General features: G+C 69.3%; 28 protein-coding genes and 7 pseudogenes. 19 read left to right on the forward strand and 16 right to left on the reverse strand.

What is annotated here, in order from left to right; all coding sequences use genetic code 11:
• Positions 1-3 precede the first annotated feature (3 nt).
• Together msrA and msrB are read right to left on the reverse strand one after the other, a co-directional pair.
• A complete protein-coding gene (gene msrA / locus G4G29_RS19780; protein WP_183151305.1) occupies positions 4-546 on the reverse strand; it encodes a peptide-methionine (S)-S-oxide reductase MsrA in 543 nt (180 codons plus the stop codon).
• Positions 543-1,031: a peptide-methionine (R)-S-oxide reductase MsrB gene (msrB, locus tag G4G29_RS19785; protein WP_183151306.1), complete on the reverse strand. Its 489-nt coding sequence runs from the start codon at positions 1,029-1,031 to the stop codon at positions 543-545. The genes msrA and msrB overlap by 4 nt, the downstream gene beginning before the upstream one ends.
• Before the next feature lie 157 nt (positions 1,032-1,188).
• Here msrB and G4G29_RS19790 point away from each other — a divergent pair, with 157 nt between their 5' ends.
• The gene (locus tag G4G29_RS19790; protein ID WP_183151307.1) at positions 1,189-2,106 is read left to right on the forward strand and encodes a DUF808 domain-containing protein; all 918 of its coding nucleotides are present in this window, start codon (positions 1,189-1,191) and stop codon (positions 2,104-2,106) included.
• A 269-nt stretch (positions 2,107-2,375) separates the two neighbouring features.
• Here the strand turns inward: G4G29_RS19790 and G4G29_RS24355 are convergent.
• A pseudogene (locus tag G4G29_RS24355) lies at positions 2,376-3,536 on the reverse strand (DUF222 domain-containing protein); the annotation flags it as partial.
• Positions 3,537-3,936: 400 nt separating this feature from the next.
• Between G4G29_RS24355 and G4G29_RS24360 the strand changes: the two are divergent.
• The 3 genes and pseudogenes from G4G29_RS24360 (at position 3,937) to G4G29_RS19810 (ending at position 6,394) form a co-directional block, all read left to right on the forward strand.
• Positions 3,937-4,203 (forward strand): N-acetyltransferase family protein, encoded by a 267-nt coding sequence (locus tag G4G29_RS24360; RefSeq protein WP_345941127.1) that lies wholly within the window; start codon positions 3,937-3,939, stop codon positions 4,201-4,203.
• A 4-nt stretch (positions 4,204-4,207) separates the two neighbouring features.
• Positions 4,208-4,920, forward strand: a pseudogene (gene pnuC / locus G4G29_RS19805) (nicotinamide riboside transporter PnuC).
• Positions 4,921-5,011: 91 nt separating this feature from the next.
• The gene (locus G4G29_RS19810; protein WP_183151308.1) at positions 5,012-6,394 is read left to right on the forward strand and encodes an LLM class flavin-dependent oxidoreductase; all 1,383 of its coding nucleotides are present in this window, start codon (positions 5,012-5,014) and stop codon (positions 6,392-6,394) included.
• Between the two features lie 78 nt (positions 6,395-6,472).
• Here G4G29_RS19810 and G4G29_RS19815 read toward each other — a convergent pair.
• Positions 6,473-7,313 (reverse strand): annotated as a pseudogene (locus G4G29_RS19815) (helix-turn-helix transcriptional regulator).
• A gap of 123 nt (positions 7,314-7,436) precedes the next feature.
• Here G4G29_RS19815 and G4G29_RS19820 point away from each other — a divergent pair.
• Positions 7,437-8,372 (forward strand): annotated as a pseudogene (locus tag G4G29_RS19820) (SDR family oxidoreductase).
• Positions 8,373-8,382: 10 nt separating this feature from the next.
• Here G4G29_RS19820 and G4G29_RS19825 read toward each other — a convergent pair.
• Together G4G29_RS19825 and G4G29_RS19830 are read right to left on the reverse strand one after the other, a co-directional pair.
• Positions 8,383-8,559, reverse strand: coding sequence for a hypothetical protein (locus tag G4G29_RS19825; RefSeq protein WP_029264313.1), 177 nt, complete (start codon positions 8,557-8,559; stop codon positions 8,383-8,385).
• Positions 8,560-8,568: 9 nt separating this feature from the next.
• Positions 8,569-8,934, reverse strand: a complete 366-nt coding sequence (locus G4G29_RS19830) for a DUF4406 domain-containing protein (protein WP_183151309.1) — start codon at positions 8,932-8,934, stop codon at positions 8,569-8,571.
• 54 nt (positions 8,935-8,988) lie between these two features.
• Between G4G29_RS19830 and G4G29_RS19835 the strand changes: the two genes are divergently transcribed.
• Both G4G29_RS19835 and G4G29_RS23725 read left to right on the forward strand, forming a co-directional pair.
• Positions 8,989-9,501 (forward strand): DeoR/GlpR family DNA-binding transcription regulator, encoded by a 513-nt coding sequence (locus tag G4G29_RS19835; RefSeq protein ID WP_258566957.1) that lies wholly within the window; start codon positions 8,989-8,991, stop codon positions 9,499-9,501.
• Positions 9,453-9,740, forward strand: a complete 288-nt coding sequence (locus G4G29_RS23725; RefSeq protein ID WP_258566958.1) for a hypothetical protein — start codon at positions 9,453-9,455, stop codon at positions 9,738-9,740. Before G4G29_RS19835 ends, G4G29_RS23725 begins: the two co-directional genes overlap by 49 nt.
• On the opposite strand, the gene G4G29_RS19840 is transcribed toward G4G29_RS23725, so the two are convergent.
• Positions 9,719-9,895 carry a hypothetical protein gene (locus tag G4G29_RS19840; protein ID WP_183151310.1) on the reverse strand — a complete coding sequence of 59 codons (177 nt, stop codon included), beginning with the start codon at positions 9,893-9,895 and terminating at the stop codon, positions 9,719-9,721. The genes G4G29_RS23725 and G4G29_RS19840 overlap by 22 nt on opposite strands.
• Before the next feature lie 252 nt (positions 9,896-10,147).
• Positions 10,148-10,789: a MerR family DNA-binding transcriptional regulator gene (locus G4G29_RS19845; RefSeq protein ID WP_244632229.1), complete on the reverse strand. Its 642-nt coding sequence runs from the start codon at positions 10,787-10,789 to the stop codon at positions 10,148-10,150.
• A 67-nt stretch (positions 10,790-10,856) separates the two neighbouring features.
• Between G4G29_RS19845 and G4G29_RS19850 the strand changes: the two genes are divergently transcribed.
• From G4G29_RS19850 to G4G29_RS19875, 7 genes and pseudogenes are all read left to right on the forward strand, one after another.
• Entirely contained in the window at positions 10,857-11,453 is a 597-nt protein-coding gene (locus G4G29_RS19850; RefSeq protein WP_244632230.1) for a DUF6194 family protein, read from the forward strand.
• Entirely contained in the window at positions 11,371-11,715 is a 345-nt protein-coding gene (locus tag G4G29_RS19855) for a putative immunity protein (RefSeq protein ID WP_345941192.1), read from the forward strand. Before G4G29_RS19850 ends, G4G29_RS19855 begins: the two co-directional genes overlap by 83 nt.
• Before the next feature lie 166 nt (positions 11,716-11,881).
• A pseudogene (locus tag G4G29_RS19860) lies at positions 11,882-12,558 on the forward strand (response regulator transcription factor).
• Positions 12,551-12,877: a hypothetical protein gene (locus tag G4G29_RS23115; RefSeq protein WP_244632231.1), complete on the forward strand. Its 327-nt coding sequence runs from the start codon at positions 12,551-12,553 to the stop codon at positions 12,875-12,877. The pseudogene G4G29_RS19860 and the gene G4G29_RS23115 overlap by 8 nt, the downstream one beginning before the upstream one ends.
• Entirely contained in the window at positions 12,874-13,866 is a 993-nt protein-coding gene (locus tag G4G29_RS19865; protein WP_244632232.1) for a HAMP domain-containing sensor histidine kinase, read from the forward strand. Before G4G29_RS23115 ends, G4G29_RS19865 begins: the two co-directional genes overlap by 4 nt.
• 404 nt (positions 13,867-14,270) lie before the next feature.
• Positions 14,271-14,807: a hypothetical protein gene (locus G4G29_RS19870; RefSeq protein WP_244632233.1), complete on the forward strand. Its 537-nt coding sequence runs from the start codon at positions 14,271-14,273 to the stop codon at positions 14,805-14,807.
• 19 nt (positions 14,808-14,826) lie between these two features.
• On the forward strand, positions 14,827-15,054 hold the full coding sequence (locus G4G29_RS19875; protein ID WP_183151312.1) for an RNA-binding S4 domain-containing protein: 228 nt from the start codon (positions 14,827-14,829) through the stop codon (positions 15,052-15,054).
• A 50-nt stretch (positions 15,055-15,104) separates the two neighbouring features.
• Here the strand turns inward: G4G29_RS19875 and G4G29_RS19880 are convergent, their stop codons facing one another.
• Both G4G29_RS19880 and G4G29_RS19885 read right to left on the reverse strand, forming a co-directional pair.
• The gene (locus G4G29_RS19880; protein WP_210274212.1) at positions 15,105-15,455 is read right to left on the reverse strand and encodes a hypothetical protein; all 351 of its coding nucleotides are present in this window, start codon (positions 15,453-15,455) and stop codon (positions 15,105-15,107) included.
• A 59-nt stretch (positions 15,456-15,514) separates the two neighbouring features.
• Entirely contained in the window at positions 15,515-16,423 is a 909-nt protein-coding gene (locus G4G29_RS19885) for an RNA polymerase sigma-70 factor (RefSeq protein ID WP_244632234.1), read from the reverse strand.
• A 245-nt stretch (positions 16,424-16,668) separates the two neighbouring features.
• Between G4G29_RS19885 and G4G29_RS23120 the strand changes: the two genes are divergently transcribed.
• The 3 genes and pseudogenes from G4G29_RS23120 to G4G29_RS24365 all read left to right on the forward strand — a co-directional run.
• Positions 16,669-16,815, forward strand: a complete 147-nt coding sequence (locus G4G29_RS23120) for an NAD-dependent epimerase/dehydratase family protein (protein WP_244632235.1) — start codon at positions 16,669-16,671, stop codon at positions 16,813-16,815.
• Between the two features lie 140 nt (positions 16,816-16,955).
• Positions 16,956-17,423, forward strand: a complete 468-nt coding sequence (locus G4G29_RS23125) for a hypothetical protein (protein ID WP_244632236.1) — start codon at positions 16,956-16,958, stop codon at positions 17,421-17,423.
• A gap of 83 nt (positions 17,424-17,506) precedes the next feature.
• A pseudogene (locus G4G29_RS24365) lies at positions 17,507-17,965 on the forward strand (NmrA family NAD(P)-binding protein); the annotation flags it as partial.
• Positions 17,966-18,319: 354 nt separating this feature from the next.
• On the opposite strand, the gene G4G29_RS19900 reads toward G4G29_RS24365, so the two are convergent.
• The 5 genes from G4G29_RS19900 to G4G29_RS23145 form a co-directional block, all read right to left on the reverse strand.
• A complete protein-coding gene (locus G4G29_RS19900; RefSeq protein ID WP_244632629.1) occupies positions 18,320-19,066 on the reverse strand; it encodes an SDR family oxidoreductase in 747 nt (248 codons plus the stop codon).
• Positions 18,948-19,709 carry an enolase C-terminal domain-like protein gene (locus G4G29_RS23130; RefSeq protein ID WP_244632237.1) on the reverse strand — a complete coding sequence of 254 codons (762 nt, stop codon included), beginning with the start codon at positions 19,707-19,709 and terminating at the stop codon, positions 18,948-18,950. The genes G4G29_RS19900 and G4G29_RS23130 overlap by 119 nt, the downstream gene beginning before the upstream one ends.
• Positions 19,706-20,191: a hypothetical protein gene (locus tag G4G29_RS23135; RefSeq protein WP_244632238.1), complete on the reverse strand. Its 486-nt coding sequence runs from the start codon at positions 20,189-20,191 to the stop codon at positions 19,706-19,708. Before G4G29_RS23135 ends, G4G29_RS23130 begins: the two co-directional genes overlap by 4 nt.
• 103 nt (positions 20,192-20,294) lie before the next feature.
• Positions 20,295-20,534: a hypothetical protein gene (locus G4G29_RS23140; RefSeq protein WP_244632239.1), complete on the reverse strand. Its 240-nt coding sequence runs from the start codon at positions 20,532-20,534 to the stop codon at positions 20,295-20,297.
• A 20-nt stretch (positions 20,535-20,554) separates the two neighbouring features.
• Entirely contained in the window at positions 20,555-20,908 is a 354-nt protein-coding gene (locus tag G4G29_RS23145) for a class I SAM-dependent methyltransferase (protein ID WP_244632240.1), read from the reverse strand.
• A 115-nt stretch (positions 20,909-21,023) separates the two neighbouring features.
• Between G4G29_RS23145 and G4G29_RS19915 the strand changes: the two genes are divergently transcribed.
• On the forward strand, positions 21,024-21,560 hold the full coding sequence (locus tag G4G29_RS19915) for a Chromate resistance protein ChrB (protein ID WP_183151315.1): 537 nt from the start codon (positions 21,024-21,026) through the stop codon (positions 21,558-21,560).
• A pseudogene (locus G4G29_RS19920) lies at positions 21,557-22,757 on the forward strand (MFS transporter). The gene G4G29_RS19915 and the pseudogene G4G29_RS19920 overlap by 4 nt, the downstream one beginning before the upstream one ends.
• Positions 22,758-23,028: 271 nt before the next feature.
• Here the strand turns inward: G4G29_RS19920 and G4G29_RS19925 are convergent.
• Positions 23,029-26,022, reverse strand: a complete 2,994-nt coding sequence (locus tag G4G29_RS19925; RefSeq protein ID WP_210274213.1) for a hypothetical protein — start codon at positions 26,020-26,022, stop codon at positions 23,029-23,031.
• Between the last annotated feature and the right edge of the window lie 142 nt (positions 26,023-26,164).

Consider the following 26,164-nt stretch of genomic DNA (forward strand, 5'->3'; position numbering starts at 1 on the left):
GCGTCAGACGACGGCTTCGTCGCGCTTCGGCAGCACCCATCCCGCACGCGGGAAGTGGCAGGTGTAGCCGTTGGGGTACTTGATCAGGTAGTCCTGGTGCTCTTCCTCGGCCCGCCAGAACGGGCCGGCCGGCTCGATCGTGGTGACGGCCTTGCCCGGCCACAGACCCGAAGCGTCGACGTCGGCGATCGTGTCGCGGGCGACCGTCTCCTGCTCGGGGCTGAGCGGGAAGATCGCCGAGCGGTAGCTCGAGCCGATGTCGTTGCCCTGACGGTCCTTCGTCGACGGGTCGTGGATCTGGAAGAAGAACGCGAGGATGTCGCGGTACGTCGTCTTGGTCGGGTCGAACACGATCTCCACGGCCTCGGCGTGACCGGGGTGGTTGCGGTAGGTCGCGTGGTCGTTCGAGCCGCCGGTGTAGCCGACGCGGGTGTCGAGCACGCCGGGCTGGCGGCGGATCAGGTCTTCCATGCCCCAGAAACAGCCGCCGGCGAGAACGGCGGTCTCGGTCCCTGGTGTGCGGGTGATGGTTCCGGTGTCGGTCATGACTGCTCCTCGGAGGTGTCGGTGGTCGCGGCGTCTGGTGTCTGTGCGAAGAGGGGGCTGTAGCGACCGTACCCCTCCTGCTCGAGGTTCTCCGCCGGGACGAAGCGGAGCGCGGCGGAGTTCATGCAGTAGCGCAGTCCTCCCTCGGCGCGGGGGCCGTCGTCGAAGACGTGCCCGAGGTGGCTGTCGGCGACCGCGGAGCGCGCCTCGGTGCGCTTCATCCACAGCGAGCGGTCGGTCCGCGTGGTCACGGCATCCGCGTCGATCGGCTTGGTGAAGCTCGGCCACCCGGTGCCGCTGTCGAACTTGTCGGTCGACGAGAACAGCGGCTCGCCGGAGACGACGTCGACGTAGATGCCGTCGTCATGGTTGTTCCAGTAGGCGTTGCGGAACGGCGGTTCGGTCGCGTCCTGCTGCGTCACCTCGTACTGCAGCGCGGTGAGGCCGCTGACGGCCTCGGGGGTCTTGCCGTAGTCGTTCGACATGATCTGACTCCTTATCCGACGTCGCTGGCTGCGGCGTCACAGAAGGAGAACCGCGGACGGCGCTGTTTTGGTCCCTCAGGGCTGGGAGCGCGCTGTGAGTTTCTGCCGAGTCGATAGAGTTGCCTCCGCACCGCACACCGCCCGGGGGGAACCGCTCATGTCCGTAGGACTGCTCGCCGTCGTCGACGACATCCTGAGCGCCGCGATGAAGGCCTCGGCCAAGGCGGCGGGCGTCGTGATCGACGACGCCGCGGTCACTCCGCAGTACGTGCAGGGCATCACCCCGGCGCGCGAGCTGCCGGTGGTCGGCAAGATCGCGCTCGGCTCGCTCGCGAACAAGTTCCTCATCATCATCCCGGCGGCGCTGCTGCTGACCGCGTTCGCGCCGTGGGTGCTCCCTTATCTGCTGATCCTCGGCGGAGCGTACCTGTGCTTCGAGGGCGCCGAGAAGGTGCTGGAGTGGTTCGGTGTGCAGCACGGCCATGCCGATGAGGGCGCCCGCGACGAGAAGAAGCTGGTCCTGGGCGCGGTGCGGACCGACCTGATCCTGTCGACCGAGATCATGCTCATCTCGCTGGCGAGCCTCGAGAAGGGGCTCGATGTGTGGGCGACCCTCGCCATCCTCGCCGTGATCGCGCTCCTGATGACGGGCGTGGTCTACGGCGCCGTGGCGCTGCTGGTGAAGATCGACGACATCGGGCTGAAGATGGCGAAGAACCCGGTGCGACGGGTGCGCCATACCGGCACCAGGATCGTGCGCTCCATGCCCGCGGTGTTCCGCTTCATCAGTGTGCTCGGCACGGTCGCGATGCTCTGGGTCGGCGGCCACCTCGTGCTCGTGAACCTGGGCGAGGTCGGCTGGCACTTCCCGGTCGATGTGCTGCACGCGGTGGAGCACGCGCTCCACGGCCTCGGCCCCGTCGTCGTCTGGGTCGTCGACACGATCATCTCCGCGATCGCCGGTCTCATCCTGGGGCTGCTCATCGTCGGGATCGTGCTGGGTATCGCGAAGCTGTTCGGCAAGGAGCCGAACTTCCACGAGGGCGAGGAATCGCCCACCGACGTACACGTCTGAACCGGGCGCGCGCTCACGCCCAAGCCCACGCGCACACGCACACGCACACGCACGCGCTGACGCTCACGCGCAAGCTCACGCTCACGCCGCGATGTCGTAGCGCGCCCTGCCCCGAGCCTCGGTCTGCGGTCGGGGTCGACGTTCGGCGGCGGGATCAGCCACACCCGCGCGGCGAACCCGCATCCCTCGATCCTGATCTCCCAGTCGTTGTCGTGGATGCGGTGGTGACAGCTCTCGCAGAGCAGCACACCGTTGCCGAGGTCGGTCGGTCCGGCGTCGCGCTGCCACCAACGCAGATGATGTGCCCTGGTCATCTGCGGAGGCAGTCCGCACATCACGCACCCGCCGTCGCGCTCCACGAGCGCCAGCCGCTGGGCTCGGGTGAACAGGCGCTTCTCGCGGCCCCACTCGAGGATCTCGCCGCCACCGCCGAGGACAGCCGGGATGATGCCCCCGCCGGCCGCCATCCGACGACACGCGGAGATGCTGACCGGCTCATCGACACCGTCGACCGTCGCGAAGCCGGTGCCGGCGGTCAGGTCGTCGAGCCCGACGCGCACCACGACGGTCGCGCCGGACACCGGAAGCCCGCCGTTGTCGCATCCGCTCACGTGCGCGCAGATCTCGGCGAGCGCATCGGCCTGCAGCATCGCGACCGTGCGCCGGTCGGCATCCGGCGCCTCGGGATCGAGCACGTGCGATCGCGCCTGGAACGTCGCACTGACGTACGCCTGGATCGCGGCCTTCACGGGTGCGCCGGAGGCGACATCGGTCTGCAACGTCAGATGCAGCGATCCGTCGCGCTCGAACATCGTCAGAGACCGCCGGGACCGCGCCTCGTCTTCACGCGGGGCCACACCGTCGGGGTCGAGCCAGGCCTCTGCGTGCACGACAAGCTTGCGCACGTCGTCGAGCGACAGGCCCGCCGCCCTGTCGACCAGGAGGCGCTCGGCCTCCCGATCCGCTCGATGTCGACCTTCAGCCGCGCACGGTCGAGCAGGGTGACGATCAATGCCGCCGCTGCCGCGCTGAGCGCCCCCCTCGCCGATCGCGCGCTGCACCTCGGGATACCGTGGCGGCAGCGCCTCGCCGATGAGGTTCGCCCGCGGCGCCGTCGCCTCACCCACCTTCACCAGTCGGGCCGCATCACCCGTGGATCCGCCCGTCGTCGCGGCGATCATGGTGGCCGGGCTGCGGAAGCCCTGTTCCTTCGCCAGGCTCGCCGCCCCCAGCTCGGGCCGGGATTCCCGCGCGATGCTCGCTGCCAGCTCGGCGTGGATGCCGTCGAGCCGACGCTGCACCAGTCCCATCGCGCTGTGGGCCTCGAGCAGTTGCGCCCGGGAGAACTCGGCCGCGTTCCCGGCATCGGCCCATGCGCTCTCGAGGCGCTCCACAGCCTCGAGAAGCGGGGTCAGATGCGGGTTCGCCATGCTCCCAGTTTAGAACATATCTTCGATATTCTGGAGGGTGCGGAACCCGAGGTTCCGGCATCCTGCTAGCGTCGGCGATGCGCACCCGAAGCGCGGCAGCACGATGCGCACCCCGTGCAGCAGAAGAGAGACCACCCGCCGATGACAGACGTCCGAATCAGGGATGCCGAGACCGCCGACCTCGACACGATCACCGCGATCCACAACCACGCCGTGCTGCACACCACCGCGATCTGGAACGAGGATGCGGTCGACCTCGCCGACCGCATCGCCTGGCTCGCCGACCGCACCTCCCGCGGCTACCCGGTGATCGTCGCGACCGACGATTCGGGCGTGCTGGGCTACGCGTCATACGCGCAGTGGCGTCCGCACAGCGGCTACCGGCACGGTCGAGCACTCCGTGTACGTCCTCGACGGCCAGCAGGGCCGCGGCATCGGCACCGCGCTGATGGCCGCACTCGTCGAGCGCGCCCGCGCCGCCGGGATGCACGTCATGATCGCCGGCATCGAGAGCGGGAACGCCGCCTCGATCGCCCTCCACGAACGCCTGGGCTTCGTCGAGGTCGGGCGGATGCCGCAGGTCGGTGCCAAGTTCGGGCGCTGGCTCGACCTGAGCATGCTGCAGCTCGTGCTCGACGACCGCCCTTCGCCCGACCCCGCAGCCTGACCCGATGGACCTGGTGCAGTGGTTCGTCGAGGCCTTCACCTCGCAGTGGGTGCTTCCCGGCGGACAGACCCTCCTCGTCCGTGAGGTCGTCGGCAACGCCTTCGGTCTCGCGAGCGCTCTCGGGGGCATGCGGCGCAAGGTCTGGGCCTGGCCGGTCGGCATCGTCGGCAACGTCCTGCTGCTCACCGTCTTCCTGGGCTCCGCGCTGAGTCCCGATCCTCCCTGCCGCATCTGCTCGGGCAAGCCGGCCGGCAGGTCATGTTCATCGCCGTCGCGATCTACGGATGGGTGCGCTGGCGCAACGCGGAGGGCGGACGGGTCGTACCGAGGTGGGCGCCGACCCGGGCCCGCATCGGCCTCGTGGTGGTGATGATCGCCGGCACGATCGCTCTGACACCGCTCTTCCGGGCGCTCGGATCATGGGAGCCGGTGTGGGCCGACGCCTGGACCTTCGTCGGGTCGTTGCTCGCCACGTACGGCATGGCCAAGGGGTGGACCGAGTTCTGGCTCATCTGGATCGCCGTCGACGTGGTCGGGGTGCCCCTCCTGTTCAGCTCGGGCTACTACGCCACGGGCCTCATGTACGTCTTCTACGGCGGCTTCACCGCGACCGGGTTCTTCATCTGGTGGCGCGCGCAGCGGAGGGCCGCGCAGCCGATCGAGATCCTGCCGCCCGATCCGAGTCCCCGCCGACCCGACGAGGGAACCACGAGCTGACGGCGCCCGCGCAGGATGTGGGGCCCGGAATGTGTCCGTGCGTGTCGGGGAGGCTCGACCCCGCGATGCGACCTGTCGTTTCATGGACCCCATGACCCGTCAGATCCGTTTCAACGCCTTCGACATGAACTGCGTCGCCCACCAGTCGTCCGGCCTGTGGCGTCACCCCGACGACCGTTCCCGTCAGTACAACACGATCTCGTACTGGACCGACCTGGCGAAGCTGCTGGAGAGCGCGACCTTCGACGGCATCTTCATCGCCGACGTGCTCGGCACCTACGACGTGTACGGCGGCACGAACGAGGCCGCGATCCGCAACGGCGCCCAGGTGCCCGTGAACGACCCGATCCTGCTGGTGAGCGCGATGGCCGCCGTGACCGAGAACCTCGGCTTCGGCATCACCGCGGGCACCGCGTTCGAGCACCCCTACCCGTTCGCGCGCCGGTTGAGCACGCTCGACCACCTGACACAGGGCCGGATCGGCTGGAACGTCGTGACCGGATACCTGCCCAGCGCCGCGCGAAACATGGGTCAGGAGGACCAGCTCGCGCACGACGACCGCTACGACCACGCGGACGAGTACGTCGAGGTGCTCTACAAGCTCTGGGAGGGCTCGTGGGAGGACGACGCCGTGGTCGAGGACCGCGAACGCGGCATCTTCACCGACCCCGCCAAGGTGCACCCCATCGGGCATGAGGGCAAGCACTTCAGCGTTCCCGGCATCCACATCTCCGAGCCCTCACCGCAGCGCACCCCCGTCATCTACCAGGCCGGGGCGAGCCCGCGCGGCGTGAAGTTCGCGGCCGAGAACGCCGAGGCCATCTTCGTCGCGGCCCCGTCGAAGGAGGTGCTCGCCGGCACCGTGAAGCGCATCCGCGATGCCCTCGAGGCTGCGGGCCGTGACCGATACGACGCGCGCATCTACACCCTGCTCACCGTGATCACCGCCGCCACCAGCGAAGAGGCGACCGCCAAGCACGCCGAGTACCTCTCGTACGCGAGCCCGGAGGGGGCGCTCACCTTCATGTCGGGGTGGATGGGCGTGGACCTGTCGCAGTACGCCGAGGACGAGCCGGTGGGGAACGTCGAGTCGAACGCGATCCAGTCGGTGCTGCAGCACCTGAAGGAGGAGGCCGATCTCGGTCGCGAGTGGACCGTCGGCGACTTCGGCCGCCACAACGCGATCGGCGGCCTCGGCCCCACCATCGTCGGGTCCGGTGTCGAGATCGCCGACGAGCTGCAGTCGTGGGTCGACGAGACCGACATCGACGGTTTCAACCTCGCCTACGCGGTCACGCCCGGCACGTGGCAGGACATCATCGAGCACGTGATCCCGGTGCTGCGGGAACGGGGAGCGTACCCGGAGGAGTATGCACCGGGCACGCTCCGCAACAAGCTCCACGGTCGCGGCGACCGCGTGCAGGACTCGCACCGCGCCGCGAAGTACCGCGTCGGGGCCTTCGCTCGGGCGTGAGCGGCCGCTCTCGATCGCGCACCCGGTCGCCTCGGGCGTCGTTCCCCGCAGTCTGCGCGATCGGAAGGCCCCGCGAGGTCACACGAGGGCGCGAGGGGCCAGTGCGGAGAGCAGCGCGAGCTTCTCGTGACTGGGTGACCCCGGCGCCGCGGTGTACACGAGCAAGAAGTGCGACTGCTCGGGGTCGATGAGACTCTGACACGCCAGCTCGAGCGGCCCGACGCTCGGATGCACGAAGCGCTTCGCGTCACGGGGCGCAACCCGACCTCGTGACGGTCCCAGATCTCGCGGAACTCGGCGCTGTGCTCCTGCAGCGAATCGGCCATCCGGGCAGCCCGCGACGACGGACCCCGCCGCGCGATGACCTCGCGCAGACCCGACACCCACAGCCGTGACAGGAACTCGTGCTCGCCCGGGTCGTACAGGTCCCTGGTCGACGGGTCGCGGAACCAGCGATAGCCGAGGCTCCGCTCCATGCCGGTGAGGTGGGCCGTGTCACCCGTGAGCGCCACACCCAGGGGCGTCTGGCGCAGGGTCTCTCCGAGCTCGCTCACGATCTCGGCCGGAGTGTCCTGCAGCCGGTCGAGGATCCGCAGCATTCCCGGTCCGATGTGGTCGCTGCCCCCTCCCCGTGCGGGCGGCTGGTGTCCGGCGAGGCGGAACAGATGGTCGCGCTCGTCGATCGTGAGATGCAGTCCCTGGGCGATCGCGGCGAGCATCTGCTCCGAGGGCAGCGGCCCGTCTGCTCGTTCGAGTCGCGCGTAGTAGTCGGCCGACATGTGGCTGAGCGCGGCCACCTCTTCGCGACGGAGTCCTTCCGTGCGGCGTCGCGTGCCCGCGCCAACCCCACGTCCTCCGGTTGCAGATCGTCTCGTCGCAACCGCAGGAACCCTGCGAGCGCCGTCCTGTCGATGGCCACGTCCGGCCCTCCTCCCGACGTCCCGATCCTCGCATCCGGCCGCTGCGTGTATCCACTGCATGAGGAGTCCTGGTTGCGGCGACGCACAGCACGCACGCTGGGAGAGACCCGAAGGAGCACCTCATGAATCCGCGCATCCCCGACATCCGCATCCCCTCACTCGCCGGCCGCCGGGCGGTGGTGACGGGCGGGAGCGACGGCATCGGCCTGCACATCGCCACCCGTCTCGCCCGCGCCGGTGCCGAGATCGTGCTGCCGGTGCGCAATCCGCGAAAGGGGATGCCGCCGCCGCGACCATCAGGGCGGCCGCGCCGGATGCGCAGGTGCAGACGTCGTCACTCGACCTCTCGTCACTCGACTCCGTGGCGGCGTTCGGCGAGGCGATGCGGCGGGACGGCAGCCCGGTGCATCTGCTCATCAACAACGCGGGTGTGATGAACCCTCCGGCCCGGCAGACGACGGTCGACGGTTTCGAGGTGCAGTACGGCACGAACCATCTCGGGCACTTCGCCCTGGTCGCACACCTCCTGCCCCTGCTCCGCGCAGGGCAGGCGCGCGTGACGTCCCAGGTGAGCGTGGCCGCCGCCCGCGGATCGATCGACTGGCAGGACCCGAACGGGAGCAGTCCTATGACGGGATGCGGGCCTACCGGCAGTCGAAGATCGCGTTCGGCCTGTTCGGGCTCGAACTCGATCGACGCAGCCGGGAGCTCGAGTGGGGCCTCACGTCGAACCTGTCCCACCCCGGGGTCGCCCCCACGAGCCTGCTCGCCGCCCGCCCGGAGCTCGGACGCGCGGACGACACGGTCGAGGTGAGGGTGATCCGGTGGGCCTCGCAGCGCGGGCTGATCGTCGGCACGGCCGAGCGCCGCGCTGCCCGCCCTATGCGGCGGCCTCTCCCTCGGCGCTTCCCGGCCGCATGTACGGACCGCGCGGTCCGGGCCGCATGGGCGGGGCTCCGGCCGAGCAGAGTCTGTACCGCCCGCTCCGAAGTGCGGTCGATGCCGCGCGCAGCTGGGATCTCTCGGAGCAGATGAGCGGCGTCACGTACCCGCGGTGAGCGGCCGCTTTCAGTCGTCGCTGCGGCTGAAGATCCCGCGGAGGATGAGGAAGACCACCACGGCCACCACCGCGACGATCGCGAGCTTGAAGATGAAGGCGAGCACCGAGAACAGCGCGCTCACGATCCACCACGCGATCACGACGGCGAGGATGACGCCGAGGATGGTCCAGATGTTCTTGGTCATGCCTCCAGCCTACGGAGTCGCAGCGGTGGGGATCTCCTCCGGGGACCAGTAGACCGGCAGCCCGAGTTCCTGCGCGATCTCGACGTCCTTGTCCGCACCCGAGGATTCTCCGGGGAGGCGCAGGACGGCGTCGCAGTGCTGCAGCAGTCGGCGCGCCGTCTCGTACATCACGTCGCCGTCTCCGGCTTCGGTGGCATCGAGGGTCCGCAGCACCGGCAGCGCGACCCATTCGCCGATCATCGGCACGTGGCCCCGGCGGAAGATCGGACCGGATGCCTCTTCGAGGCGGGCCAGGTTCTGCGCGATGAGGTCGGGATCGCCGTCGGTTCCGGAGCGGTAGGGGCCGGCGATCAGGATCAGGAGTGGTTTTGTCATGAGGGACACTGTAATCTGAATCATGCATAAACGTGCAACTTCGTGAGGAAACATATGCTTGCCGCTCAGCGCAAAGATCACCTGCTCGCCCTGCTCGCCCGAGACGGCCGCGTGGTGGCGAAGACCGTCGCCGACGAGCTGGGCGTCTCGGAGGATGCGATCCGCCGCGACCTCCGCGACCTCGCGGAGGAGGGGAAGCTCCTGCGGGTCTACGGAGGCGCTCTGCCGGCCCCCGCCGTCGAACGACCCGTGAGCGAACGTCGGGATGTCGCCACCGAGAGCAAGGAGCGCGTCGCCCGCCGAGCGGTCGAGCACATCCGCCCCGGTGCCACCATCGTGCTCGACGCCGGGACGACGACTCTCGCGATGGCGCGATCCCTGCCGTCCGGCCAGGGCCTCACCGTCATCACGGCCAGTCCTGCCGTGGCGCTCGCGGTCGCGGAGCACTCCGACGCCAGGGTGATCATGATCGGTGGAGAGCTCTCCCGCCATTCGATGGTCGCGGGGGTGCGCTCGCCATGGAGGCGCTCCAGCACCTCGCGGCGGATGTGTTCTTCCTCGGCGTGACCGGCGTCGACCCGGAGCACGGCCTGACCACCGGCGAGATCGACGACGCCGTGGCGAAGCGGGCGATCGCGTCGCGCTGCACCGAGACGGTGGTGCTCGCCAGCGAGGAGAAGATCGGTGTCGCCCCGCGGTACCCGGTCCTGCCGCTCGACGCGGTATCCGCGATCGTCACCGATCCGCTCGACGCGAATCCTCTCGCCGCCGAACTCGAGGCGCGCTACGACTTCCCTCGGCCGTGACCCGAGCCGACCTTCTCCCCATCTTTCCGGGGAGGGTCGGTCCTGTCGATCCGCCAGAGGACGAACGCGACGACGCCGAGCAGGATGACGAAGAGCACCTCGCTGGAGATCTCGAACACGGTCGCGGAACCCGCGACTCCTGCGACGGAATTCACATCATCCTCCGGCTTGCCTCATCATTCGCGTCGCGATCCGCCACGGGCTCGTTATCGATCCGTTACATATGTAGCAGCGGCCGAAGCGTGGGGACAAGGGCGGGGAGAGTGCGCATATCGATATGCCGAGGTGAACGCAGCGAGAGCACCGCGACCGTCACCTCGCACGCAGGAGCTGACCGTCGGGGTCGGCGGTGACGAGCAGTGCGTGCAGGTGTCCGGCCGCCGCGAGGAGTGCGACGCTGCGCCGAGTCAGGGCCGCGAGCCGCTCCGCGAGGATGCGTTGCACCTCGCCGGTCTGGGCGTGCGCGCGCACCTCGACGAGGATGCGGGAGATCGCAGGGATCGTGTAGCCCCCGGCCCGAAGCGCCGCGACGATCCGCGCCTCGGTGATCGCCGCAGAGCCATACGACCGCACGGACGACGCGCTGCGAAGCGGATGCACCACCCCTCACGCTCCCAATGCCGCAGGGCCGACGGCCGCACGCCGAGCGCCTGAGCGAGCTCGCCGATCGTCATCGCATCGCCCTCATCGAACGCGTCGTCGGCTTCGTCCACGGCGACATCGAGTCCGCGCAGAGCCTCCGTGACGCGAGAGCGCTCGGCCGCGATCTCGGCGTGCAGCACGTCGATCCGCTCCGCCGCCCTGTCGACCGGCGCCACGACCAGCTCCGGCATCAGGCGCCGCGCCGGCACGGGGCCGATCGCCGTCGCCATCGCGCGGTACGCCCGCAACGCCGACTCGTGTCGATGCTCATAGCGGCGATAGCCGTTCGAAGCACGCTCGGCGGGCGGGAGGACGCCGAGCCGTTCCAGGTCACGCACCTGCTGCGTCGAGTAGCCCGCGACGGCACCGAGAGTCGCCGTGGTGAACTCCACTTGAGGGTTTCGCATCGTCATCCCCACTCTCGCCGCGTGCAAGTCCACATAAGCACTTCACCCTCACTCTTGAGGCATGGAAATGCAGGAGATCATCGAAACGGTCCGTGGCTTCGACGGCGCCCTCGTCGTCAGCCCACAGGAAGGCGACGCGTTCCCCGCGCTGTCCTGGGGCGACGCCTACTTCTACCACGCCCCCGACGGACAGATGCCCGAGCGCACCCAGCCGTACGGGACCATCATCACGAAGGACTACCCCGACGACACGTCGTCCGCGCTCGACACCCCCGGACGGTTCCGGGTCAACATCCACGTCGGACGCGCGCAGGCCGACGCCCTCTGCCCGACCGAACCGGAGCCGACCGCGGTCGACGCGTTCCGCCGGCATCCGCTGTACGGCACGTCGGGATGGGTGTGCGTGATCGACCCGGCGGAACGGACGGGCGCTGTCGTGCTCTCCTGCTCCGTGACGCCCACGCTGCCGCACGGGCGCGCACCCAGCGCCGCGAGGACCGCGCATGACCACGGCGCAGGGCATGAGCGAGATCGACCGGCGGACCGTCGCCGCGTGGGCCGCCGACTGCGCCGAACGGGTCCTGCCCCTGTTCGAGAGCGAGGCGCCGGACGACGGTCGTGCCCGCGACGCCATCGCCAGGGCTCGGGCGTTCGCACGAGGTGAGCTCTCCGCCGCCGGCGAGATCCGCCGACGTTTCGTCGCTGGCCGCGCGGCGCGCAGCGCGACCTCCCGCGCAGGTGCCGCCGCCGCGCGCTCCGCAGCCCAGGCCGCCGGCGTCGCGCACATGGGAGCTCACGCCCTCGGTGCGGCCGCCTACGCCGCTGTGGCGGTCGAACTCGCGCACCCCCCCAGGACGCGAGCGCCCGCAGGAACGAGGGGGCGTGGCAGCTCGAAGCGCTCCCGCCGGACGCCGCAGCCGCGCTGAGGCGCCTGCCGCTCGTGGGGGAGGATGCCGCGGGCCCCCTCGGTCCCGGGCTTCTGGCGTCGGGCACGCTCGGGGCGGTGATCCGCGAGATCCAGGCGCATCTCGGCACCTGACCCGTGACCAGCGCTTCAGCCTCGGTTCAGCGTTCACCGGCCACACTGGAGGTATGCGGATCCTGGTGGTGGACGACGAGGTGCGCCTCGCCGAGGGGTGCGCCGTGGGCTCGAGGCCGAGGGCTTCGCCGTCGATGTCGCCCACAACGGCGTCGACGGGCTGTGGCGAGCGCGGGAGACACGGTACGACGCCATCGTGCTCGACCTGATGATGCCGGGCATGAGCGGGTGGAAGGTGTGCGAGGCGCTGCGCGCGGAGGAGAACTGGACGCCCGTGCTGATGCTCACCGCGAAGGACGGCGAGTGGGACCAGGTCGAGGCGCTCGAGACCGGGGCAGACGACTACGTCACCAAGCCGTTCTCGTTCGCCATCCTCGTCGCACGGCTGCGAGCACTCGTCCGACGCGGGGCGGTCGCACGCCCGGCGATCCTCGAGGCCGGCGATCTGCGACTCGATCCGGCCGCGCACCGCGTGTGGCGCGGCGACACTCCGGTGTCGTTGACGGCGCGGGAGTTCTCGGTGCTCGAGCACCTCATGCGCCACCGCGGTCAGGTGCTGTCGAAGCGGGCCCTGATCGAGGGCGTCTGGGACGACGACTTCGACGGCGACCCGAACATCGTCGAGGTCTACGTCGGCCATCTCCGCCGCAAGCTCGACAAGCCGTTCGGGCGCGAGGCGATCGAGACCATCCGCGGGGCGGGCTACCGACTGGCGGCCGACGGTGGCTAGCCGGGGCTGGCGCTCGGTACGTGCCCGGACCACCCTCGGGGCGACGGCCGTCGTCGCGGTGGCACTGCTCGTCGGCGCCCTCTCGTTCTACGGCGTGCTCAGCGCGAGCATGCACAGCAGCACCGAACGCGCCGCCGAACAGCGGCTCGAAGAGCTCGCGGAGCGTGCGGGAGGCCCCGGCGGAAAGGGCATCGACGCGCTCGACGACGAGATCATCCAGATCATCGGGCCCGACGGCGCCGTGCGCGCGGCGAGCGAGGACGCGCGGGACGCCCTCGGCTCGACGCCCCTCCCCTCGACGACGATCCGCAGACGATGACCGTCGACGGCGACCGCGTGCTCGTCGTCTCGGAAGACATCGAGGGAGACCGGACCCTCGTGCTCGCCGTGTCGATGGACGACGATGCGGAGACCCTCGCCACGGTCGCCACCCTGCTGGCCGTCGCCGTGCCCGTCCTGCTGCTGCTCGTGGCCGTGACCACCTGGCTGGTGGTCGGCCGTGCCCTCCGCCCGGTCGAGCGCATCCGCGAGGAGGTCGACGGCATCACGGCGGACCGCCTGCATCAGCGCGTCCCGGTGCCCGACACGGCGGACGAGATCGCCGCGCTCGCCACCACCATGAACGGCATGCTCGACCGACTCGATGCGGCGGCCACCGCGCAGCGCCGTTTCGTGTCGGATGCCTCGCACGAGCTGCGGTCTCCGCTCGCGACCATCCGTCAGCATGCAGAGCTCGCCCACGCGCACCCCGAGGTCACGAGCATCGCCGAGCTCGCGGAGGTCGTCTCGGAAGAAGGCCTCCGCCTGCAGGGGATCGTCGAGTCGCTGCTGCTGCTCGCCCGCCTCGACGAGGGCGCCGGCACGAACGCCGAGGCGGTGGACCTCGACGACATCGCGCTGGGCGAGGTGCGCCGGATGCGGGCTGCCGGACTCGACGTGGACGGCTCGGGGATCCATGCCGCGAGGGTGCACGGCGACCCGCGCCTGCTCGGCCAGCTGGTGCGCAACCTGGCCGACAACGCCGTGCGGCACAGCCGGGGTCGCGTCGCGATCGGCGTGACCCCCGCGGGTGACCACGTGTTCCTCACGGTCGAGGACGACGGCGCCGGTGTCCCCTCCGCGGAGCGCGACCGCATCTTCGAACGCTTCGTGCGCCTCGACGAGGCACGCAGCCGCGACGCCGGAGGCAGCGGTCTCGGCCTCGCGATCGCACAGGGCATCGCGACCTCCGCCGGCGGGCACCTCACTGTCGACGACTCCCGATGGGGCGGCGCCCGGTTCGTCCTCACCCTGCCCCTCACCGCCTGAAGGGGCGGATCCTCGGATCCTGAAGAGGTCTTCAGGACGTTTCAGGGAGGCTTCAGCGCCCGCGGGAGACCATCGTGACATGGACGACAAGACACCCACTCCCGACCAGACGCCCGAGCCCGCTCCCGAGAGCACCCCGGATGCGCAGACCGTCCCCGTGACCTCGGCTCCGGAGGCCGCGTCGCCCGCGACAGGGTCAGGGCAGCACCCGGCATCCCCACGGCCGCGCCCGACGCCACGGACGCCGCGGCCCCCGCAGACGGCCCGGCCACAGCGAAGCCCGGGCGCACGCGTGCCCTGCTCATCGGCGGTGGCATCGCCGCAGCCGTGATCCTCGCGGGGGCGGCGTCGCCGTCGGCGCGGCGATCGGAGACGAGTTCGGCGGCGACGACGACCGTCCGTCGATGTCCGACGGACCCCGCCACGATGACGACCGACACGACGACCGCCCCGGCGGCGACCGTCGGGATGACGACCGCCCCGGCGACCCCGGCTCCTCGGACGGCCGCGGACCCGTCACCGGGATCGGCACCGCGTCCGCCGACGACCTGATCGAGATTGCCGATGCCGCACGTGGCGCCGCCGACGGGGAGGTGACCTCGATCGATGCGAAGCGCGACGGCACGTGGGAGGTGGAGCTCACGAACGCCTCGGGCGACGAGGCCGAGGTCAGGGTCGAGGAGGACCTCTCCGCATCCGTCATCTCCACCGACAAGGGCGACGGCGACGACACCGGGCCCGTGCTCACCCTCGACGACGAGACGATCCGTGCTCTCGTCGCGGCTGCTCTCGCCGAAGCGGACGGGATGATCACCGACCTCGATGTCGACGCCGATGACGTGAGCCCCTACGACGCCTCGGTCCTCACCTCGGACAACCGCTCCATCGACATCGATTTCGACGCCGAGTTCGCGGTCGTCGGAACCGACATCGACGACTGAGTCGCGTTAGCATTCAGAGATGACCTCCCCCGATCGGATCGACGACATCTCCATCGGCGGGGAGGTGATCCGGCTCGGGCAGTTCCTCAAGTTCGCCGGTCTCCTCGACTCGGGCGGAGACGCCAAAGAGGTCATCATCGACGGCTATGTGACGGTCAACGGCGAGGTCGATCGCCGTCGCGGACGCCAGCTCCGCGACGGCGACCTCGTCTCTTTCGAAGGCCGCACCGTCCGCGTCCGGCCCTGACCGCGCTGGCCGCGGCGGGAGGCCCGGCCGGTCGCCGACGACGGTGACGGTCAGCCGCGGTTCCAGTGCCGGAGTTTCTCGGGATTGCTGACCACCCACGCCCGCGTCAGCCGTGCGCCGCGCGTCTCGGCGGTCACTGCGGCGAACACCACGCCACTGCGGGAGAGGACGAATCCCGGAGCGCCGTTGATCGACACCGCCCTGGCCGAGCAGTCTGCCGACGCCACCTCCGCCGAGGCCACCTCCGCCAGAGCGGACGCCGCGGCGCGATCCCCTTCGACGGGACGCGTCACCGCATCGACGACCCGACCGCTGTCGACGATGACGACCGCGTCAGGACGGAGCAGCGCACGGATCCCTTCCGTGTCCGCCGCCGCCATCCGCTGGGCGAGCTGTTCCATCGTGACCGGGTCTGCGACGTCACGACGATCCGGCGTCCGCCCCCGACGGCGCTCCGCGGTCATACGTCGACCGCGGTGACGTGGCCGAGCTTCTGAGGGCTCATCACCCAGAGGAGCTGCAGGATGCCGTCGGCCGACGTCGTCACGGTGACGATCGTGGTGACGACGCCGTTCTCGATGAGTGTCGCCGCCGGCTGCCCGTTGACGTGCACCCAACCGATCGACTTGCCGATCCAGAAGTGGTGCGCGAACGCTGCGACGAACTTCGCCACCCTTCCCCGCCCGATCACCGGGATGCGTGCCGCGAGCTTCACGCCGTTGCCGTCCGTGTAGCTGACGACGTCTTCGGCGAAGAGCTTCTCCAGCGCCTGCGCGTCTCCCTTCTGCGCCGCGGTGAGGAAAGCCTCCAACAGGCGCCGCTGGTCCGATGCGGCGACCGTCGACTGCCGCGCGGACGCCAGGTGTCCGCGCGCGCGGCTCACGAGCTGTCTGGCGCTCACCACACTCGTCGAGATGACCTCCGCGATCCGGGGATAGGGATAGTCGAAGGCCTCGCGCAGGATGTAGGCGGCACGCTCGGTGGGCGTCAGCTTCTCGAGGGTCAGCAGGATCGCGAACTGCAGGGCCTCCGCGCGCTCGGCGCCGAGCGCAGGGTCGTCATCCGTGTTCACCGGCTCGGGAAGCCACGGTCCGATGTAGGTCTCGCGGCGCGAGTGCGCGGACTGCAGCACGTTGATCGAGAGTCGCGTCGCGATCGTCGCCAGGAACGCCGCCGGCTCGGCCACCCGCCCACGGTCGGTGTTCTGCCACCGGATCCAGGTGTCCTGCACGATGTCTTCCGCATCGGCGACCGTGCCGAGCATGCGGTAGGCGATGCCGAACAGGCGTCGTCGCTGCTGCGCGAACACCTCCACCGCGTCGTCGAGGTCGCCGCGCTGCGGGCTGCGGTGGTCTTCCGTCGAGTCCACGGGCCGGACCTCCCTCTCCTCCGCGGGCATCGGCGCGGAGCCGGCGCTCACCACCGGGTATCCCCTTCGGATTCGTCGCATCCCGTCCGCCCATTCTGGCCCCTGCCTGCGTGCAGAGCGCCGTCGACAGCACTGACCGCCCAGCCGCCGGTTCTGTGACACGCGCTCCCGTCACAAGCGGGTCGCCCACCCGGTCTCTTGGGTATCCGTGGGATTCCGCGGGGAATCGGACATCGGAGGAAGACATGAGAATCACGGTCATCGGAGGCACGGGCCTCATCGGGGCACGCGTGGTGCGGCGGCTGGGCGACGCGGGACATGAGGTCGTCGCCGCGGCGCGTGCGACGGGCGTCAACTCGTATACACCGGCGAAGGCCTCGAGCAGGCTCTGACCGGAACAGACGTCCTCGTCGACGTCTCCAACTCCTCGTACACCGACGAGGAGGGCGCGCGCGACTTCTTCACCACCTCGACGCTGAACCTGCTCAGCTACGGCGAAGCCGCCGGAGTCGGGCATCACGTCGCCCTCTCCGTGGTCGGCACCGACCGGCTCGCCCGTGCGGAGGGCGGATACTTCATCGCCAAGCACGAGCAGGAGCGGCTGATCTCGGCGTCCGGCCGCCCGTACTCCCTCGTGCACGCGACCCAGTTCTTCGAGTTCGTCCGCAGCATCACCGATCACGCGATGCGAGGTCGGGTCGCCCACATCGCGGACGTGCTCGTGCAGCCGATGGCGGCCGACGACGTGGCGGACGCCGTCGTGCGCACAGCCCTCGCCGACCCGCTCCACGGGATGATCGAATTCGGCGGCCCGGAGGTGTTCAGCCTCGCCGCGGTGGCCGCGATGGACCTCCGCTCACGCCAGGACGAACGAGAAGTGGTGCCCGACCCCTGGGGACATACTTCGGCGCCAGGCTCGGCCGCCGCGATCTGCTGCCGGAGGCGACCGCCACGATCGCCCCGACGCGCTATCACGACTGGCGCGTGCGAGTCACGGTGAACGCCTGACCTGTCACACCCGGGGCTCGACCCCGGTCATACCTGCAGGCACCACAGGGTGCCGCTCAAACGAAAGGCGTGGACATGGCAAAGATCGTCGTCATCGGAGGTACCGGCCTCATCGGCTCGAAGGTCGTCGCGAAGCTCAGGGAGCACGGCCACGACGCCGTCGCCGCGTCGCCCAACACGGGAGTGAACTCTCTGACCGGCGAAGGGCTCGCCGATGCCCTGGTCGGCGCGGACACCGTCGTGGACGTCTCCAACTCCCCCTCGTTCGCGGCGGACGACGTGCTCGAGTTCTTCACCACGTCGACCCGCAACCTGCTGGCGGCCGAAGCCGTGGCCGGGGTGACCCACCATGTCGCCCTCACGATCGTCGGCACGAACCGGCCGCAGAGCATCCCCTACTTCGCGGCGAAAGTCGCCCAGGAACAGCTCATCCGCGACTCCGGCATCCCGTACTCCCTCGTGCACGCGACGCAGTTCTTCGAGTTCGTGGGGAGCATCGCCGACATCTCGACCGAGGGTGACACCGTCAGCCTGCCCGGCGCCCTCATCCAGCCGATCGCCGCAGAGGATGTGGCGACGGCCGTGGCGCGCACGGCCGCCGGCACCCCCTCAGGGGACTTCGAGATCGCGGGACCCGAGGCGTTCGGCATGGATGAGTTCGCCCGCCGCGCTCTCTCGTTCCGCCACGACCCCCGCACGGTCGTCCGCGACGACAGTGCACCGTACTACGGCGCGCAGATCGCGGAGCGCACCCTCATCCCGATCGAGGGCGCGCGCATCTTCGAGACGACCCTCGAGGAGTGGCTGCCGCTGAACCCGCCGCGCGTGACGGGTGCCGAGCGAGGGGCGTGGCGGCTGTGCAGCCCGCTCCTCGGTCGGTCCGCCGTGTCACTCGCCGCGGAACCGCGCCGCCAAGGCCGGGTCGACCTCCACGTCGCCGAAGGAGGCTGTCCAGGCACCGTCCACGGCGATGGACTCGCCGCTGAGGTACGGGGCCTGGTCCGAGAGCAGGAAGGCGGTCACCGCGGCCACCTCTTCGGCACGGGCGATGCGCCCCATGGGCGGGCCCTCGGCGAGGCCGCGTTCCTCGGCTTCGGGATCGGGCGATGCGGCGATCTTCGCCTCGAGGTGCGGGGTGCGCACCCCTCCCGGTGCCACTGTGTTGGCGCGGATGCCGAGCCGGCCGTAGCTCACCGCCACGCTGCGGGTCAGGGCGTCGATGCCGCCCTTGGTGAACTCGTACGCGCCGTGGTGCGGGTGGCTGGCGCGGCCGTGGATCGAGCCGACGTTGACGATCGCCCCGGGGAGACCCTGGTCGATGAACGCCGAGACGGCCGTCGAGCACCCCCAGATGTAGCCGAAGCCGTTGATGCCGATGATCTCGCGTACGACGTCTTCATCCAGTTCATGCAGCGGCGTGTGCTTCGTGATGCCGGCGTTGTTGACCCACCCTGCCAGCGGTGCCCTGGCGAGGGCCGCCTCCGCCGCCCTCTGGTGGGCGCTGCGCTCCGACGCGTCACCGAGCACGACTTCGGCGACGATGCCCTCCTCGAGCGTCCCGGACCCTGGCGAACGTTCGAGCCCAACGACGATCCATCCGTCGGCCGTCAGGCGCTCGGCGATCGCCCGACCGATGCCCTTGCCGCTGCCCGTCACCACGACGCTGCGTGCGGATTCGATCATGAGAGGCCCCTTTCGAAGGCGAAGACGGACGGGTCGAGCGTGAAGCCGAGTCCCGGGGCATCGGTCGGGCGCACCTGACCCTCGAACGAGGGGCCGCCGACGATGAAGGACGGCGCGGGGTCGTAGGGGTTGCGTCCGCGTGCGAACGTCTCGACGCCGATGCCCAGGTGCGCGCGTGACCTCGGGATACGTGGCCCGAGACGGGCACCTGGCGTGCCGACGCCCAGGCGATCATCTCGAGCGCGGGGGTGATGCCGCCGATGGCCACGACGTCGAGGCGGAGGGCATCGACACCGCCTTCCTCGACGAGGGCGTGGAGCACGGCGGGATCGGTCACCTCGTCTCCGACCGAGACGGCGAGACCGGACTCGCGGCGGATGCGGGCGCAGCCGGCGGCGTCCTCGGGGAGCAGCGGATCCTCGAGCCAGGTGAGACGCGGGTCGCCCCACTGCGCGATCTCCGCGAGCGCGGTGTCGGCGTCGGGCCAGCCGAAGCCGACATCGACGATGAGTCCCGTCTGCGCGGGCAGCTCGCTGTTCAGGAGCGCGAGCAGGTCGCGCATGTATCCGGGGTCGGCGACGCGCGAGATCTTCACGTTCGCCCATCCGTCCGCCTGGGCGAGCACCTCGTCGGCGACCTGGCGGGGAGTGCGGTCGGGAGAGGGGTACGCCGCGACGAGGATCGAGTCGCGGGGGCGTCTCCGGTGCCGAGGAGCCGCCACAGCGGCATGCCGGCACGACGAGCAGCGACGTCCCACAGCGCGATGTCGACGAGTCCGATCGCTCGGCGGACCAGCCCGACGCGGCCGACGATCGCACTGCCCCGCAGCATCCGGTTCCAGGTCGACGTGGGGTCGTCGGCGTCGGCTCCCCGTGCGTGCGCCGCGACGAGACGCTCGACGATCTCGGCCATCGGCGCCTCGCGCGAGAGGCAGTACGAGACACCCGTGACGCCATCGTCGTCTGTCACCTGGACCGCGCTGTACTCCCGTCGCGTGACGGTCATGGCGCCGAGCTGGAGGGGCGCCGGCAGTGGGAGCTGTGCCGTGGCGGTGTCGATGCGAGCGACCGTGGTCATGTGTCCCCTTGAAGGTGATTTGCTATAGCAAACACGAGCATAGCCGCAGAACCGTTGTCCGTGCGGGTTCGAATTCCTCGGAAGCGCCGACGATCGCGGCTGCTCAGACCGCGACCGCACTGATCGACGCGTGCGGTCGAAGGCCCTCGTCCACCCTGGCGTCACTGTCGACGACGGCGAATCCTGCCCGTTCGAGCAGTGCCGACATTCCCGCCCGCGACCAGTGGTGCGCCGTCGTCACTGCGTGGGGAAACGCCTCGCCGTCCGCTCCGTCGAAGAAGCCGACCAGCAGCCCTCCGCCCTCACGGATCGCGCACCGCGCGGCGGTGAGGAGGCTCGGCAACTCGTCCGGACTCGCGTGGATCAGCGAGTACCAGGCGAGGACACCCCGACGGAGCCGGGTCGGACACCGGGGTCGAGCAGCGACGCCACGCGGTAGGAGACATGCGGGAATCGTGCCGACGCGGTCGCGACGAACGCGGGCACCAGGTCGATGCCCTCCGCCTCCCGCCCGCGATCGGCGAGGTATGCGGTCCACTGTCCGGGACCGCATCCCGCATCGAGGATGGGTCCGTCGATCCCGTCCGCCCATCCCGCGATGCGCTCCCGGTCTCTCGCGTCGAGCTGACCGACGTCGCCGAAGAGCGCGGTGTACTCGTCCGCGCGAGCGGTGTATCCATCGCGCACGCGGCGGTCTGTTCGCGTGCCTGCCGACATGGCTCACCCCTCCCGGTGTCGTCCGAGCATCTCTCGTCGACCGTACCGACCCTCGCGGACATCGGCCGCTCGTGCGCTCCCCGACGCCGCTGTAACACCTGTTACAGTTCTTGGTGTGACAGATTCTGAGGGGTGGCTCGTCCTCCTGGTCCAGGTGCCTGCGACGCCGTCGCGGCATCGCGTGGCCGTCTGGCGGGAGCTGCGCCAGTTCGGCGCCGTCCCCGCAGGTCAGGGCACCTGGGTCGCACCGGATGTCCCCGCGTGCGCCGCCGGGGTGGAACGTGCCAGGGCGCTCGCGCAGCGTGGAGACGGCGACATCCTGGTGCTGCGCACCCAGACCGACGGGGGTGACACCGCGGCGCTTCGCGAGCTGTTCGACGCCGCGCGCGCCGACGACTGGTCGGAGTTCGTCGCCGACTGCGCGAAGTACCGCGCGGAGATCGCCCGCGAGATCGAGAAGAAGAAGTTCACGCTCGCGGAGCTCGAGGAGGAGGAGCAGAGTCTCGACCGTCTGCAGCGCTGGCATCGCACCCTGCGCAGCCGAGACGTGTTCGAGTCCCCGGCGTCGAAGGAGGCCGACCGCGAGCTGGCCGCGTGCGGAGCGGACCTCGGCCGGTTCGCCGAACTCGTGTATCAGGCCGTGCACGCATGAGCAGGCCGGCGTCCGAGCCGCGAACGGGCGCGATCGCCCCGCTCTACGCCGCGGGGTTCGTCACCGCTTTCGGCGCCCACAGCATCGCGGCGGGCATCGGCGCGAGCAGCGACGACATCGGCCTCGACCTGCTCCGGCTCGGCGCCCTGCTGGCGATCTACGACCTCGCCGAAGTGTTCCTCAAGCCCGTGTTCGGCTCCATCGCCGACAGGATCGGCGCCAAGCCCGTGATCGTCGTCGGGCTCCTCGCGTTCGGACTCGTGTCGCTCGTCGGGCTGTGGTCGTCGAGCACGGTCGCCCTGGCGATCGCTCGACTCGGCCAGGGTGCGGCGGCATCCGCCTTCTCCCCGCGTCCTCGGCGACGGTCGCACGTCTGGCCGGCGCCGGCTCGAAGGGCAGGTACTTCGGCCGGTACGGTTCCTGGAAGGGTCTCGGCTACACCCTGGGCCCGCTCATCGGCGCCGGGCTGATCTTCCTCGGCGGCTTCGCGCTCCTCTTCGCCTGCCTGAGCGCGGTCGCCATCGCCACCGCCGTCTGGGTGGCCATCGCCCTCCCCGGGTCGAGCCGCTGCCCCGCCCCCGCTACACGATCGCCGACCTCGCACGGCAGACGACCGAACGGGGATTCCTCGTTCCCACGCTCGTCCTTGCGGCATCCACCGGCGCGCTGGGCGCTGCCATCGGCTTCCTCCCCGCACTCGCGAGCAGCCAGGACGCTCCGCTGTTCGCGAGCATCGCGATCGCCTCCGCGCTGGCGCTCACCTCGGCGCTCACCCAACCGTTCGCCGGAAGACTCCGCGACAGCGGCCGCCTGAGCGACAGGGCGGGGATGACGCTCGGCGTGGAGATCATCGCGGCCGGCATCCTCCTCGCGGCGTTCTGGCCGTCGCTGCCCATGCTCTACGGGGCGGCGGCTCTGCTCGGGGTCGGAATCGGTCTCGCGACGCCCTTCGCGTTCGCGCACCTGGCCGACACGACGCCGCCGGAGCGCATGGGCCGCACCATGGGCACCGCCGAACTCGGACGGGAGCTCGGCGACGCCGGGGGACCGCTGCTCGTGGGCGGCGTCGCCGTCGCGGCGACACTTCCGATCGGCCTCGGCGCACTTGCGGTCGTCGTCGCCGTCACGGGAGCGGCGACCAGGGCGCTGCCCGGCGTCGTTGCCGTACGAGAGCCTCCTGACGCGCGCCGGGACTGACGAACGCCCGGGAGGTGCGGCGCCAGCGACCCGTGGAACACCGACAGAGCGCGGACTCGTGGATTTCGCCGCCCTTGGTCACAAGCGCCCTTCTGCACGGTGGCAGACCGCGTCCGTCTGGCATTGTTCAGAACAGAAGCACCATCGGACCTTCGGGCGGGGGCGGTCTGCGTTCCCGAAGCCCGACGCGAGGGAGGGCAACAGCGTAGGGAAGGTCAGAGTCTCCGACTCCGCCCTCACCTACGCTGTTCCACCCGTGGCAGCGCCGGCTCTACTGGGTGAGGCCGTACTCGAACGAATCGACGTCTTGGATGTACCCCGTCGAGGCCGCGTTCTTTGCCGCCGTGACGATCACCTTGAGAGTGTGGGGACCGTTGCTGAGACCTGTCTTCTCGAAGAGCACCCGCTGCTTCGTATCGGTTGCCGCGTACGTATCGATGCCGGCCTGAGCGAGAACGCCGTCGATGTAGACATCGGCCTTGCCGTGGTTGACGTTCTTGCTACCCGTCCACCGGACCGCCGTGCCCGTGAAGGCGAGCTCCGCATACGCGTTGGCATTCGAGGTGTAGTGAAGCGTGCCGTTCAGGTGTCCGGATGCGACGGGGTTGGATATCCAGGCTCCGCCGTATGTCAGACCGGAGTATGCGTCATCCACCTTCTTCCACGAGACCTTCGGCACCCCGTACTCGAACGAATCGACGTCCTGCCCGAACCCGATCGCGGCCGGGTTCTTCGTATTCGTCACCACGATCTTGATCGTGTGCTGAGCATTCGACAGCGCAGTGTTCTCATAGAGCACCTGCTGATTGGCCCCTCCGCCGTAGGTGTCCACTCCCGGCGCCACGAGGACCCCATCGATGTACACGTCCGCCTTGCCGTGGTCGGGGTTCTTGGCTCCCTTCCACCGGATGCCGCTTCCCGTGAAGGTGAACTCCGCCGAGTCGTTGTGGTTGTAGGTGTAGTGCACGGTGCTGTTGAGGTACCCCGAGGCGTTCGTGGATGCGGTCCAGGCCGGGTTGTACGTGATCGCGGGGCTGTTGTCGTCAACCGACGTCCAGACCAGCGGGGGATTGCCGATCTCGAAACTGTCCACGTCTTGGTAGAGCCCGATGGACGAGTTGTGCTTCGCGCCGGTGACGACGATCTTGATGGTGTGCTGCGCGTTGGTCAGCCCTGTCTTTCCATAGAGAACTTGCTGCTGCACTCCGTGACCGAAAGTGTCGACGGCGGGGGTGTCCAGAACGCCGTCGATGTAGACGTCGACCTTTCCGTGGTCGGGGTTCTTCGTACCAAGCCATTTGATGCCCGTGCCCTTGAACGCGTACTCGACATAGCTCCCGACCGTGTTCGAGTAGTGCACCGTGTTGTTGTACGACCCGCTCGAGTTCGTCGACGCGGACCACCCGGACGAATAGGTGATGCCCGGGGCACCGTCATCCACCTTGGACCAGGAGGGAGCATGCGCCACCGGCGGCGCCAGGGGTCGGGGTGCAGCGGTCGGGACCGTGTCGGTGTAGCGGTAGTTGAACCGTGAGTTCGGTGCCGCATCGCCGTTCGTGTAGAACTCCGATACGTCGCCCTGGGTCTGCATGTTGTCGTGCCACTTGAACTGGATGTCCACGGGCGTGCTGGTGTTCGTCAGGCCCAGCGCTGCTCGCGGGATGGCAATCTCCATCTTGTTGCCCGAGATCTTGTACTGGATGTTGCTCGCAACGGTGTTCCAGTTCCATCCGCCCGTTGACTTTTGCAACGTCGTGGTCGTGGCGGTCACGCCGGTGCGGTTGAGCACGTAGTTGTACCCGGCCCAGTTCGGATCTGTGCTGTTGGTTCTCAGGAACAGGCGCATCCAGTTGGGGTCGGTCGCGCTGCTGATGTTCCCTACGGTCTCGACGTAGAAGTAGACGTTGGTGCTATCTTTCGCGACCTTCGACATCTTGATCTCGTTGCGTCCGGTCGCGTTGGAGTAGGCGGGTCGGTTTCCCCCGGCCGGCATGCTCCGCTGCGCCTTGTCGGCGGTATCGTCACGGAACTCGGGCGACACCGTCGACCACGACGTGAAGTCCCCATCGATGGCGATGGTCTGCGGCGCGCTGATCGTCTCGGGCTTTCGGACGCCCTTGAATTCGCGGATGAAGTCGACGAGTTGGTAGTAGTAGTTGTCGGCGTAGCCGCCCTTCATCGGCTCGATGTCTCGGCTGAACTCGGGCGTGAAGACGTCGGTGAATCCTCCCGCGGTAGGGCTCTGGGGTAGACCGACCAGACGGCCGGCGGTCCATTCGTTCCACCCCGTGATGAACACGAAGTCCGGATCCAGCTGCAGAGCGCGGTCCGCCTGTTCTTTGAAGTTCCGCCCTTCATTCGTCGGATACGACGGGTCGATCGGATTCGTGCTCAACGGCTGCTGCCCGTTGCGGAAGCTCCGCCCTCGCGCGATGAAATTCCCCGAGGCGTCGATCCTGCTCATCTCGATGTAGTTAGGGTCGGAGGAGACCGAGCTGGAGTTCTGAGCGACGCTCACCGCCATCATCTCGTTCGCGTTGGTGTCGGTGTAGTACGTGGGCTGGGGGTAGTTCGACATCCAACCCCACTCGTTCGCGTTCCACGCCCCGCCGTAGCCTGCGTTGCCCTTGCGGTAGGTGAAGAAGCTCTGGATGGCCGGGTCGGTGATCGACGTGGGGTCCGCCATGATGAGCGGCTTGCCCTGCCACGTGAACCAGAGATCGCTGTAGAGGTTCTGTGAGTACAGGTCGGCATAGAGGGCCGACACGGCATCCTTGCTCCGCTGCCCTTCCCATGGCACGAGGAACATCACTTCGGGGGTGTCCCCTCCGGTCGCCCGGACATCGGTGAACACCTGCATCAGCTTGAGGAACGTGCTCTTGTAGTAGCCGGTGTTCTCCGGCGAGCCGACGTTGAAGTTCGACAGATCGAAGATGAGCGTGTCGACGCCGGCGTCAGAGAGCATCTGCGCATGCTTCTTGAGCACGTACTCGTCTTCGTTGTGGTAGTAGCCCCACATCGGTTCTGCGAAGTTGTGCGACCCGGGTCCCCACGGCGGCTGGCTCGAGGTGTTCAGGTTGTTGAGATTCGACGTGAGGATCTTGTTCACGTCGGCGACCGTCGAGGTGCCAGGGACGAGAGAAGAGGCGTAGTAGAGGAAGTAGAACATGCCGACGAACTTGTCCGGCCGGGCATCGCTCACGTCTTCGTACGTCGCGACCTTTCGGTCCAGCGCATCGGTGGCGACCCACGTGTCGCTCTTCACATCCCACGTGGGAGCGGCACTCGCCGTGCTGGTTTCGGCTGTGGGACTGAGCACTGACACCAAGGTCAGAACGAGCCCTACAACGAGGAGTTTGGCGACCGCAAATCTGGTCGTGCGTGATTTGACCATGGACTTCCTTGTC

It is taken from the genome of Microbacterium sp. Se63.02b, from assembly GCF_014171575.1.
Classification (GTDB): Bacteria; Actinomycetota; Actinomycetes; order Actinomycetales; family Microbacteriaceae; genus Microbacterium.